The 11,672-nt window shown below is 69.1% G+C and carries 9 protein-coding genes; 3 read left to right on the top strand and 6 right to left on the bottom strand.

The window, feature by feature from the left end:
- The first annotated feature begins 4 nt into the window (after positions 1-4).
- From AC3WOH_RS09070 to AC3WOH_RS09060, 3 genes are all read left to right on the top strand, one after another.
- Positions 5-994, top strand: a complete 990-nt coding sequence (locus AC3WOH_RS09070; protein WP_492229036.1) for a porin — start codon at positions 5-7, stop codon at positions 992-994.
- A 114-nt stretch (positions 995-1,108) separates the two neighbouring features.
- Positions 1,109-2,539, top strand: coding sequence for an aldehyde dehydrogenase family protein (locus tag AC3WOH_RS09065; RefSeq protein ID WP_492229035.1), 1,431 nt, complete (start codon positions 1,109-1,111; stop codon positions 2,537-2,539).
- Between the two features lie 79 nt (positions 2,540-2,618).
- Positions 2,619-4,175, top strand: a complete 1,557-nt coding sequence (locus AC3WOH_RS09060) for a hypothetical protein (RefSeq protein ID WP_492229034.1) — start codon at positions 2,619-2,621, stop codon at positions 4,173-4,175.
- 119 nt (positions 4,176-4,294) lie between these two features.
- On the opposite strand, the gene AC3WOH_RS09055 is transcribed toward AC3WOH_RS09060, so the two are convergent.
- From AC3WOH_RS09055 to proV, 6 genes are all read right to left on the bottom strand, one after another.
- Positions 4,295-5,065, bottom strand: a complete 771-nt coding sequence (locus tag AC3WOH_RS09055) for a Crp/Fnr family transcriptional regulator (RefSeq protein WP_492229033.1) — start codon at positions 5,063-5,065, stop codon at positions 4,295-4,297.
- A 117-nt stretch (positions 5,066-5,182) separates the two neighbouring features.
- Positions 5,183-6,304: a DNA topoisomerase IB gene (locus tag AC3WOH_RS09050; protein ID WP_492229032.1), complete on the bottom strand. Its 1,122-nt coding sequence runs from the start codon at positions 6,302-6,304 to the stop codon at positions 5,183-5,185.
- Positions 6,305-6,394: 90 nt separating this feature from the next.
- Positions 6,395-7,531 (bottom strand): RDD family protein, encoded by a 1,137-nt coding sequence (locus AC3WOH_RS09045; protein ID WP_492229031.1) that lies wholly within the window; start codon positions 7,529-7,531, stop codon positions 6,395-6,397.
- A 155-nt stretch (positions 7,532-7,686) separates the two neighbouring features.
- The gene (gene proX / locus AC3WOH_RS09040) at positions 7,687-8,694 is read right to left on the bottom strand and encodes a glycine betaine/L-proline ABC transporter substrate-binding protein ProX (protein WP_492229030.1); all 1,008 of its coding nucleotides are present in this window, start codon (positions 8,692-8,694) and stop codon (positions 7,687-7,689) included.
- Between the two features lie 31 nt (positions 8,695-8,725).
- Complete coding sequence (proW, locus tag AC3WOH_RS09035; RefSeq protein WP_492229029.1) at positions 8,726-9,940, bottom strand: glycine betaine/L-proline ABC transporter permease ProW; 1,215 nt, start codon at positions 9,938-9,940, stop codon at positions 8,726-8,728.
- The gene (proV, locus tag AC3WOH_RS09030; protein WP_492229028.1) at positions 9,937-11,190 is read right to left on the bottom strand and encodes a glycine betaine/L-proline ABC transporter ATP-binding protein ProV; all 1,254 of its coding nucleotides are present in this window, start codon (positions 11,188-11,190) and stop codon (positions 9,937-9,939) included. The genes proW and proV overlap by 4 nt, the downstream gene beginning before the upstream one ends.
- Between the last annotated feature and the right edge of the window lie 482 nt (positions 11,191-11,672).

The raw sequence follows: 11,672 nt of genomic DNA, 5'->3' as shown, positions 1-11,672 counted from the left end.
AGACATGAAGAAGAAAACCACCGTTGTCCGCCACGGCGTGCTGGCCTGTGCCGCCCTGGCCTGCCTGCCCGCCCTGGCCCAGTCGTCCGTGACCATCTATGGCCGCGTCGACTTGGGTGTGTTCCACCAGAACGGCGGCACCACCCCCACCAATGGCGGCATCAGCCCCGCCGGCCCTGCCGCCAACATGTGGCAGGTGCGCCAGGGCTCGGCCGGGCGCATCGGTTTTCGCGGGGTGGAGGACCTGGGCGGCGGCCTGGAGGCGGGCTTCCAGATGGAGCACCGCTTCGATGCCGACACGGGCCTGGCGCACAACCCCTTCTTCGAGGCGCGCTCCTATGTGTATGTGGGCGCTCCCAAGGCCTGGGGCACGGTGTATGCGGGGCGCGAGTACATCCCGGCGTTCTGGGTGGCGCTCAAGGCCGACCCCTGGGGTTTCGACACGGTGGCCACGCCGGGCCAGCGCCATCTGCTGGCCAACTACGGCGTGCCGGTGAGCGGCATCCGCAGCGACAACACCATCGGCCTGCGCAGCGCCACCTGGGGCGGCTTCTCGACCAACGTCGCCTGGAGTGCGGGCGAGGGCACGCGCTCGAACAGCGCGGGCGCCAACATCGAGTACAGCGCGGGCCCGCTCTATGTGGGTACGGCCTACGACAGCACCACGGACCAGCAGAAGATGTGGATGGCCGCCGCGTCGTACGACTTCGGCATTGTGCGCCCGGCCCTGCTGTACGCACGCTCCAAGGTGAACAACGTGGACAGCAGCAACGTTTCGTTGACGGCACGGGTGCCGGTGTCCACCCACCTGGTGAAGCTGGCCGTCTCGCGCCTGGACCCGCAAGGCCCCGGCAACGCGAACACCAAGCTGTCGGTGGGTTATGAGCATTTCCTGAGCAAGCGCACGTCCATCCTGGCCAACATCGGCAGCGCCAAGCAGGACAAGCTCACGCGCACCACCTTGTTCGACCTGAGCCTCAAGCACAACTTCTGACACCCCAGGCGCCGCTGCGCGCTTGCCAAGGCCTTGCGCGCGCACCGTTGAGGGTGCGCGTGCTGCCCGTTGCCGACCGTTCCATTCCACACCGCTACCGCCACCGTCTCCGCCATGCATTGCGAATCGCCCATCTTCTCCCATGATCCTGCCGCCGACGCGGCGCTCGCCGCCCCGCTCTGGGCGGCCAGCGATCTACCGACCCGGGCCGCGCTCCTGCAGGCGCTGGCCCTGGCGCTCGAACAGCACCGCGAGCCCCTGGTGGCGCTGGCGCATGAGGAAACCCATCTGGGCGCCGCACGGCTGAACGGGGAGCTGGACCGCACCTGCTTTCAGCTGCGCGCCTTTGCAGACCTGGTGCTCGCGGGGCGCCTGCACGCGGTGGAGCACGACGGCGCGCTGGACGGGGCGCCGCCGCGCGGCCGGCCGGACATGGCCCGCGTCCTCGTCCCCCTGGGGCCGGTGGCCATGTTTGCGGCCAGCAACTTTCCCTTCGCGTTCTCGGTGCTGGGGGGCGACACCGCGTCGGCGCTGGCCGCCGGCTGCCCGGTGGTGGTGCGTGCCCACCCAGCCCACCCGCGCCTGTCGCGCGCCGTGTTCCACCGGGTGCAGCAGGTGCTGCAGGCGCAACGTCTGCCCAGCGGCCTGGTGGGGCTGGTGGACGGTGCTTCGGTGGAGCACGGCGCCGCGCTGGTTCGCCACCCTGCCATCCAGGCCGTGGCGTTCACGGGGTCCCAGCGCGGCGGACTGGCACTGCAGGCCCTGGCCGCGCAGCGGGCCGTGCCGATTCCCTTCTTTGGCGAGCTGGGTTCGGTCAATCCCCTGGCGGTATTGCCCGCAGCCTTTGCCGCCCAGGCGCCCGAGGCGCTGGCGGCCCAGCTGGCGGCGTCGGTGGCGCTGGGCATGGGGCAGTTCTGCACACGCCCCGGCGTAGTGGTGCTGGCCGATGGCGAGGCGCCGCGCCGTTTCATCGGTGAACTCGCCCGGCAGCTGGCGGCGGCGCCCACGCACCCCATGCTCACCCCGGCCATCGCCCAGGCCTACTTGGCTTCGGCGCAGGCCCTGCGCCGCAACGCCGCCGTGCATGTGCTGGTGGAACCCGCACCCGAGCACATGGGCCCGCTGCTTGCCACCGTGCAGGCCGAACATTTCATGCGCCAGGCGGACCAGGCAGCGCTGCGCCACGAAATCTTCGGGCCGGCGGTGCTGGTCGTCGTCTGCGAGGACGAAAGCGCACTGGCCCCCGTGCTCGCGTCCATGGCGGGCGCGCTGGTCACCACCCTCTGGGGGGCCGAGGCGGATTCCGCCCTGGCCCGGCAACTCGTTGCCGTGGCAACGGCCCGGTCCGGCCGTGTGCTCTTCGGTGGCGTGCCCACCGGGGTCGCGGTCACGCGCGCTCAGCAGCACGGCGGCCCCTGGCCTTCGTCCACCCAGCCGGCCTCCACCTCGGTGGGGCTGCACGCCTGCGAACGTTTTCTGCGGCCCGTGGCCTACCAGAGTGCACCCGCCTGGGTGCTGGCGGGCTTTCCACCGGAAAGGAGTTGACCCACCCAGAGCACTTCCCGCAACCACCCCTGGCCTTGCACACCCGCGGGCCACCCAAGAACGACTACAGGAGACAAGAATGATCTGGAATTTGAAAACCACCGCCCAGGCGCTCGCCCTCGCCGCCTGCGCCAGCACCGCCTTCGCCCAGCCGGGGCCCGGCTTCGGCCTCATCGGCGAGGTCAAGCCCCGCAGCACGGCCGACATGGTGGCTGCCGGCATCACCAGCCCCTTCGGCATCGGCGGCGAGACCACCGACCGGGGCTACAGCACCTTCGAGAACTGGAAGGACTACCTGGGGCCACTGGGCGCCTCCAAGGTGCGCATCCAGTCGGGCTGGCATTTCATCGAGCCGGTGATCACCAGCCCCGCGACCTACGACTTCAGCAAGCTCGACACCATCGTCAACGGCGTGCGCGCGCAGGGCGTCAAGCCCTTCGTGTTCCTGGGCTACGGCAACGAGCAGGCGGGTTGCACCAACTGCGGCACCAAAGGCCTGGGCGGTGTGCTGCCCACGGGCACCGGGCGGCAGAAGTGGCTGGACTTCGTGCGCGCCACCGTCACACGCTACAACCAGCCCACGGTCAAGGTCACGGACTGGGAGATCTGGAACGAGCCCGATGGCCATGTGCCCGCAGCCGACTACGCCCAACTGGCAGTGCAGACCGCGCAGCTGATCAAGAGCATCCAGCCGGGCGCCAAGATCACCATCGGCTCCTTCACCACCGGCGTGCTGGGCGGGGCCACGTCCGACGGCTACCTGTATGCGAAGTCGGTGGTGGACTATTTTGCCGACAACAAGGGCGCCACCGTGCCGGCGGCCGACGTCTCGGTGGGTTTCCACCCCTATTGGGGCCTGCCGGACTACGACTCCTACCCATCCCAGCTCACCAAGTTCGATGCGCTGCGCACGCTGGTCGAAGGCCGAGGCTTCAAGCTGCGCCAGGGCGAAAACGGTGCACCCTCCACCGCGTGCCAGTACTTCGCGCTGTGCGAGGGCGCGGCCTTCGACGAGACGAACCAGGCCAAGTACATGCTGCGGCGCATGCTGGGCGACTTCTGGCGCGGCATGGAGACCAACATCTTCACCATCGTGGACCTGCACTACGACTCGACCAAGAACACCAAGGGGCTGCTGCGCACGGGCACCTGGCAGTACAACCCCAACCCGGCCTCGGGCCCGAAGAACGGCGACCAGACGGTGCAGGCCCGCAAGATCGCTTATGGCTCCTACCAGAACGTGACGGCCATCTTCGACAACCGCCTGCAGCGCATAGCCAACCACGGCTGCACCGCGCCCTACGGCCACACGGTGCATGCCTACACCCGCAACGATGCGGGCGTGGTGCGCAACCTGCTGGTGGTGTGGAAGAAAACCACCGAGCTGCCCACGGCGACGGCGGGCACCGCGCCCATCACCATCAACTGCTCGGGCTTCCACTTTGCGCGCTATGCGCAGAGCAGCACGCTGCGCCCGCGCTTTGCCGACCTGCTCGACGGCAGTGTCTACCAGCTCACGGACACCAGCGTGGTGCTGAACAACAACGCGGGTGCCAACAGTGTGCAGGTGAAGAACCTGCCCGTGGGTGACTACCCAGTGGTGATCGCCGACCAGGGTCTGGTGATCTTCCAGTAAGAGCGGCTGACAAAACTCTTCTGGCGTCGTTGCTGCGTCTTGTCGTACTACCCGTACTGCCTGCGACGCAGCGCCTGGCCAGAACCGCTTCGCTGAGTTTTGTGATCCGCTCTGAGGCCTCAATCCTGGGCCAGCGACTCCTGCTGCGCCAGCGCTTCGAGCTGGGGCAGGTTGTGCACCACGATGTCGCGCTGGTGGATTCCGATGATGCCCTCGCGCTCCATCCACTTGAGCTCCATGTTGATGCGCTGGCGCGAGCCGCCCAGCAGTTGGGCCAGTTCGTCCTGCACCAGCGACAGGCCGATGGCGCCGCGCGTGCCGGGCACTGCGGCGCGCTCGCCGAAGCGGCGCAGCATGTGCAGCAGTTGCTTGGCCAGCCGTGCGCGCAGGGGCAGGGTGGCCATGTCCTCCATCATCCAGTACAGGTAGCGCATGCGCCGCGCCTGCAGGGTGAGCAGGGCTTCGCCGAACGAAGGGTGTTCGCGCAGCAGCTGGCGGAACACGGCCTCGGCCACGCTGAGCACGGTGGTCGGGCCGTGCGCATGGGCATCGTAGGTGTTGGCCCCCTGGTGCAGCACCTCGGCCTCGCCCACCCAGATGCCGGGCTCCACATAGGCCAGCGTGACCTGCTTGCCCGAGGGCGTGGTGCGCCGGAAACGGATCGCGCCGCTGGCGCAGGTGAACCAGTCGGTCGCGAGCTTGCCTTGCTCGACGATGACCTTGCCGTGCGCATAGCGTGTGATGCGGCCTAGGCGGAAGATGTCGTGCCGCAGAGAAGGCGTGAGCGCCGCGAACCAGCGGCCGCGGTTGATGGCGTCGCGCTCCTCCAGGCTCAGGAAGGGGCGCTGCTGTGCATTGCGGTCAATGCCGTGGCTCAGGGAATCCAGCATGGTGGGTGGCTGCTCTCGGGGCAAGTCGAAAGAAAGGCCCGGCGTTTGCCGCGCTGCAGCATTTTAGCGATGCTCCCAGGGCACCTGCGGCCCATGGGGCACCTTGGCGACAGGGGCTCAGTGGGTGCCGGCCTGCGGGCGGCGCGGATTGCGCAGAAAGGCCAGCAGCCGCCGCTCGGCCGCGCTCAGGCCCCGGGGCGCGGCGGCGCCGCCGATGCGCTCCCATACCGACTGCATGCCCGGGCCCGCATCGGACGCCAGGCGCGCGCCCAGCTCCAGCACCGCCGGGTGCACATACGACTTCCTGCACACGGCGGGGGTGTTGCCGAGCTGGCGCGCGACCTCGGCCAGGATGTCCTTGGCGCGGTAGGCGGGCTCGCCGGGCTCCCCGGTGCAGGCCAGCCGCGTGAGCTCCAGCGCCTGCACCGTGCCGTGCCAGGTGCGGAAATCCTTGGCGGTAAAGCGCAGGGCAGCGTCGCCCGCCTTGTCGGCACCCGTGATCTCGGCCAGGTAGTCGTTCACGTCGCCCGAGCCCACGGCATGGGGCTGGCCGTCATCGCCCTCGTACTGGAACAGCTCCTGCCCCGGCAACTGCTGGCAGCGGCGCACCACGCGCGCCACGCGCGGGTCGTCCAGCGCGGCCTGCTGCGGCACGCCGCTCTTGCCGCGAAAACTCAGGGTCAGTTTGCTTCCGTGCAGTTGCGCATGGCGCGTGCGCAGCGTGGTCAGGCCGAAGGAGTTGTTGGTGTTCGCATACTCCTCATTGCCCACACGTACATAGGTGGTGTCCAGCAGGCGCAACAGGGTGGCCAGCACCAGCTCGCGCGTGAGTGCCTTGCTGCGCGTGCCGGCCTGGAGCTCGCGCGCCACGCGGGCGCGGATACGCGGCAGCGCCCGGCCAAAGGCCTGCATGCGGTCGAACTTGCTCTCGTCGCGCTGGGCACGCCATTCGGGGTGGTAGCGGTACTGCAGCCGGCCGCGCGCGTCCAGGCCCGTGGCCTGCAGGTGGCCGTTGGGCAGCGGGCAGATCCACACGCTGGTGTAGGCCGGCGGTATGGCCAGTTTGTTGATGCGGGCGACCTCCTCGGGGTCCACCACCCAATGGCCGTCGGGGCTGCGGTAGCGGAAGGCCTTGCCGCGCTTCACACGCGTGAGGCCCGGCATGGCGGTGGTCACATAGCGCAGCCCGCCGGGCAGGCGGGGGCGGGTCTTGTGTGGGGTCGAAGGGGTCGATGCCATGCCCCGATCACACCGCGGCCCGCACCCCCTGACCGTAGGAGCCCGCTCGGCACGCGCGTGGGACGGCGCCGCAGCGCAGGCCGTGCTGGGCTACTTCGCCGCGCCCGCCACCGCGTGGCGGCAGCCGAAGGACAGGTTCTCGCGCGCGATGTCATCGCTGCCGCACTGCCACTTGCCCAGGTCGCTCTGGCCCTTGCGCTTCTTCATCGTGGGCATGTAGACCAGGTGCTTGCCATCCAGTGGCTCACCCGTGCCATCGGCAATGGTCAGCCGCACCACACCGTTGGCGGGCTCGATGGCCAGCGCCTTGAAGCCTGCCGGCAACTGCCCGGCCTGCGTGATGCCGATGGCCGCCGCATTGGCAGGGAAGCCGCCGCTGCTGCGATAGTGGTTTTCCACCAACTGCAGCACGGGGCGCGCGGACTTGTCCAGCTGGCGCACCTGTTCGCGGTGCGGGTTGGCCGGCTCGTCGCCCTGGTTCCACAGCGCCACGGCCACCATGACCGCAAAGCTGAAGGCCGACAGTGCGCCCAGCACCACCATGGTCTTGAGGAACCAGCCCGGTCCGCGCTCCAGCGCCACGGCCTTCTGGATGGCGGTATGGCTGGCGCGATTGGAGACCACGAAGGTGCCCGTCATCGAGCTGTGCAGGCCGCGCTCGCCGAACAGGGCGGTGAGCACGCGGTGCAGCAGGATGGGCACGGCCAGCGTGAGCCCCAGGGTCAGCGTGTACTTGAGGAAATGCCGCAGCATGGACCGCACGACGCCAGGGCGTTCGCCCGTGCCCGTGGCGACGCGCTGGCCCAGCAGGCGCTTGCCCAGCGAGCCAGGGCCCATGGCATCCATCAGCGCGGGAGAGAACAGGCCCAGTACCGCCAGTGCCAAGGCAGCGGGGTAGGCCGCGTTGGGTGCCGCGTCGAAGGCCGGGCGGGCAAACACCCAGGCCAGCACCATGGCGATGGGCACAAGCAGCATGAGCAGCCCGTCGATCAGCGTGGCGCCCAGGCGCGCCAGGGTGCCGGGAAACACCTCGACCAGTTCGGCCTGGTGCGATGGCGCAGGCGCGGGCCGGGGGGCTGGCGCGGGCGCCTTGGCCGTGGGGAAGCCGAACGGGGCGGGGGCTGGAGCTGCGCCCGCCTGCGCACCCGCCACCGGCAACGGCGCCTGGCAGCTGAAGCATTGGGTGTAGGAGGCGTGGTTCTGCCAGTTGCAGCGCGGGCATTGCATGGTGTGGTGGGCCACAAGGCGATGGCCGGGAAAGGTGGGTTGAAGCGGCCGGATTATGTGGCGCTTGCCCGGCAGTCTGCAGCCTGTGAACCCGCTTTGTGGCCTGTGCAAGACACACTCACCCGAAAGAGTGAGACTTTTTGCACACCGGCCGCCTACCGCGCTGCCGCCAGCGCCTGGGCGATCCAGCTGTCGAATGTGGCCTGGTGTGCCCGTATCCAGCCATCGGCATGGCGCGCCAGGTCAGCCTGCGTGTTCTGGCCATCGCGCATGGCCAGGTTCTGGGCATTGATGTCGCCCACGGGCAACTGCATCACTTCGAACAGCCTGGCGGCAGCCGGATTGGCATCAGTGAACTGCTTGTTGGCCACGATGCGCTGGTGGTTGGGGATGAAGCCGTAGTTCCTGCCATTGGGCAATTGCGTGTCCACCCCGGCCTGCTCACCCGGCAGCGCGGTGTGCGGCACCTGCAGCCACACGACTTCCTGTCCGGGGCGCAGCACGCCGCTGACCCAGTAGGGCGTCCAGGTGTAGTAGAGGATGGGTTGGCCCTGCTTGAAGCGGGCCATCGTGTCGGCGATCAGCGCCGAGTAGCTGCCCTGCACGTGGGTTACCGTGACGGTGAGGCCGTAGGCCGTGAGCTGGTGCTCGATCACGCCTTCGCAGCCCCAGCCGGGTGTGCAGCCGGTCAGGTCTGCCTTGCCGTCGCCGTTGGTGTCGAACAGCTTGGCAATCTGCGGGTCCTTGAGCTGGTCGATGCGGGTAATGCCGTATTGGTCGGCCGTCTTCTTGTCGATCAGGTAGCCCTGCACGGCGTTCTGCGAGTAGCTGCCGGTGCGCGAGAGCTTGGCGTCGCCGCCCGCGTTCCTGTAGAAGTCGGCGTGCAGCGGGTCCCAGTGGTTGGCCATGTAGGTGGCATCGCCCTGGGCGATGGCCACGTGCGCCGTGGGGTACTCCACCTCCTTGATGGGCTGCACGGTGTAGCCGAGCTTTTCGAGCGCGCGGCCCACCAGCAGGGTCTGGAAGCTCTCTTCGGCAATGGAGCTTTGCAGTGGCTGCACGGTGATGCCCTTGCCGGGCAGCTCGCCCTGGGCCTGTGCGCCGCCTGCCAGGGCGAGGGCGGCCAGCAGGGCTGCGATGCGATGGTTCTTGAAGAATTCCATGGTTCGGTGCTCCTTGTTCGTGAAAAGGCGTTCAGCGCCCGGCACGTGCCAGGGCCGCCTGGGCGGGCGATGCCTGGCCCGGCTGCGTTGAGTGGGCAGGTCGCAGCAGGCGCGCCAGCAGGCGCAGCGCCAGCCCTGCGGGGCCCCGGTGCCACCAGCGGCGCACGCCGCGGCGCGGCCGGCCCAGCGACTGGGTGATGCGGTCCAGCGTGATGGCCAGCAGCACGATGCCCAGGCCACCCACGGTGGCCAGGCCCATGTCCAGCCGGCCGATGCCGCGCAGCACCATCTGGCCCAGGCCGCCCACGGCGATCATGGAGGCGATGACCACCATGGACAGCGACAGCATCAGCGCCTGGTTGATGCCGGCCAGGATGGACGGCATGGCCAGCGGCAACTGCACCTTCACCAGCATCTGCAGCGGCGATGCGCCATAGGCGCGCGAGGCCTCGATCAGATCGGGCCGCACCTGGCGCAGGCCCAGGTTGGTCAGGCGCACCAGCGGTGGCAGCGCAAAGACGATGGTCACCACCACGCCGGGCACGTTGCCGATGCCGAACAGCATCACCACCGGCACCAGGTAGACGAAGGCAGGCGTGGTCTGCATGGCGTCGAGCACCGGGCGCATGAAGCGCTGGGCCCGGTCGCTGCTGGCCAGCATGATGCCCAGGGGCAGGCCGATCAGCACGCAGAAGGCCAGCGAGGTCAGCACCAGCGACAGCGTGACCATGGCCTCGGGCCAGATGCCCAGCAGCGCCACCAGCGCCAGCGACACCACGGTGCCCAGCGCCAGCGCACGGCCCGCGAACTGCCAGGCCAGCAGGCCGGCCAACACGATCATGGCGGGTGCGGGCAGGCTGGTGAGCAGGCCCTCCACCCAGCCGAGCGTGCCGTCGATGGGCGCGCGCACGCTCTGGAAGAAGGGGCGGAAATGCGCCACCGCCCAGGTCAGGCCCTGGTTGATCCAGGCTTCCACCGGCAGCGAGCCATCGAACAGCTGGTTCAGGTGCAGGCCGTCGGCGGCCGAGGGGTCCACGGCGGTGGCCAGATCAGCGGATGGTGCGGGGGCGTTGAGCCAGTCGGTGGACGCTGCAGTGCCGTCGCCGGTCTGCATGGATGCCTCCCACGGGTCGACGTAGGCGGCCGGTGCAGTGTCTGCACCCGGCAAGGTTTGCGCTGCGGTGGCCTCGCCGGCCCAGGGGCTGGCATCGGGCTGGGTGTTCTGGAGCAGGGTGGTTTCGTTCATGCGGGGCTCCCGGTGGTGGCGTTCGATGGGGTGGGGGCGGTGGCCGGGATGGGCGGCGTGTCCCGGTCCAGAAAGCGCAGCAGTGTGGTCTTGCTGATGGCGCCTTGCAGGCGCCCGTCGGCATCCACCACAGGCAGGGCGCAGGGCGCCTGGGCCACCTGGCCGAACAGCTCGGCCACCGGCGCCTGCGCGGTTATGGGCTCCACGCCGCCGATGTAGGCATGGTGCAGCCCCAGCGGCCCGGTGTGGCCGCACAGGGCCGTGCGCAGCGAGTCGGCCGACACGGTGCCCAGGTACTGTTTGGTGGGGCTCACCACATAGGCGAAGTCGTCGTCATGCCCCTCGATCAGCTGCAGCGCCGCGCGCGCGCCGCGGTCGCTGTGCTCGTTGACCACCGTCAGGCGCTGGCGCGCGATGTCGCCGGCCTTGAACACGGCGGCCGCGTCCACCCCGCGCACGAAGCTGCGCACGTAGCCGTTGGCCGGGGTGCGCAGGATCTCGTCGGGCGTGCCCACCTGCACCACCTCGCCGTCCTTCATGATGGCGATGCGGTCGCCGATGCGCATGGCCTCGTCCAGGTCGTGCGAGATGAAGACGATGGTGCGCCGGCGCACCTGCTGCAGGCGCAAGAGCTCGCTCTGCATCTCGGTGCGGATGATGGGGTCCAGCGCCGAGAAGGCTTCGTCCATCAGCAAAATGGACGGGTCGCTGGCCAGTGCCCGGGCCAGGCCCACGCGCTGCTGCATGCCGCCCGAGAGTTCGTCGGGGTAGCTCGCGCCCCAGCCCGCCAGGCCCACCTGGTCCAATGCCAGGGCGGCCTGGCGCTGGCGCTCGGCGCGGCCCACACCGGCCAGCTCCAGCCCGAAGGCGACATTGTCCAGCACCGTCAGGTGCGGCATCAGCGCGAAGGACTGGAAGACCATGCTGATGTCTTTGCGGCGCAGGGCGCGCAGTTCGCGGTCGCCCAGGGCGTTGATGTCCTGGCCGTCCACCAGGATGCGGCCGGCCGTGGGCTCGACCAGGCGGTTGAGCATGCGCACCAGGGTGGACTTGCCCGAGCCCGACAGGCCCATGACGACGAAGATCTCGCCCGCGGCAATGGTGAAGCTGGCGTCGAAGACGCCGATGGACTGGCCGGTCTGCGCCAGGATGTCCTTCTTGTCCAGGCCCTGGCGGGCGAGGTCCAGGGCGGTCTGCGGCGCGTCGCCGAAAACCTTGAAGACATGGTCGATGGTGATTTGCTTGGCCATAGGATGAGGCCTCCCTCGGTGAATGACGGTTCGTTCAACAGGCCCGGCCACCCGAAGGCGGCCCAGGCGCGGGGGCTGGAAAAGCAAAACCCTGATGCGGCAGCCGACCCGGCAGGCACGCGCAATGCAGTGCGTGCAGGGTCACGGAAACGGGGCTGGAAGAGATCGGCCCGAATGGCACGCGAAAGTGGTGCGCAAGGGCCTGGGTGCGCGCCGGAAGAGGTCTGGGCAGAGGACTTCCGGGGGCGCGGGCACTGGGCTGCCGCCAAGGGCGGCCCAGTGCGGCAAAGGGCATCAGGGCCGCAGATCCGGCCGAGGCGTCAGGGGCTGTCCATCACGGCGACAGCGGCCCGACAGGGCGATCCACCCAGCAGGCGACATGAATCGGGGGGTGGATTACCTGCGTTGCAGGTTGTAAAACACCCGTAAATTATATGTATTCAGTGCTTTTATGTCCAGAAAGCGGGCTTTCACGGCCATGG

This window comes from Acidovorax sp. FW305-C-20-28 (assembly GCF_058783375.1).
This window is presented reverse-complemented; position numbering and strand designations above follow the sequence as displayed.

Bases quoted from the DNA above. Each gene is read 5' to 3' on its own strand.
- AC3WOH_RS09070 (WP_492229036.1), top strand. From the start codon at position 5: ATGAAGAAGAAAACCACCGTTGTCCGCCACGGCGTGCTGGCCTGTGCC.
- AC3WOH_RS09065 (WP_492229035.1), top strand. From the start codon at position 1,109: ATGCATTGCGAATCGCCCATCTTCTCCCATGATCCTGCCGCCGACGCG.
- AC3WOH_RS09060 (WP_492229034.1), top strand. From the start codon at position 2,619: ATGATCTGGAATTTGAAAACCACCGCCCAGGCGCTCGCCCTCGCCGCC.
- AC3WOH_RS09055 (WP_492229033.1), bottom strand. From the start codon at position 5,065: ATGCTGGATTCCCTGAGCCACGGCATTGACCGCAATGCACAGCAGCGC.
- AC3WOH_RS09050 (WP_492229032.1), bottom strand. From the start codon at position 6,304: ATGGCATCGACCCCTTCGACCCCACACAAGACCCGCCCCCGCCTGCCC.
- AC3WOH_RS09045 (WP_492229031.1), bottom strand. From the start codon at position 7,531: ATGCAATGCCCGCGCTGCAACTGGCAGAACCACGCCTCCTACACCCAA.
- proX (WP_492229030.1), bottom strand. From the start codon at position 8,694: ATGGAATTCTTCAAGAACCATCGCATCGCAGCCCTGCTGGCCGCCCTC.
- proW (WP_492229029.1), bottom strand. From the start codon at position 9,940: ATGAACGAAACCACCCTGCTCCAGAACACCCAGCCCGATGCCAGCCCC.
- proV (WP_492229028.1), bottom strand. From the start codon at position 11,190: ATGGCCAAGCAAATCACCATCGACCATGTCTTCAAGGTTTTCGGCGAC.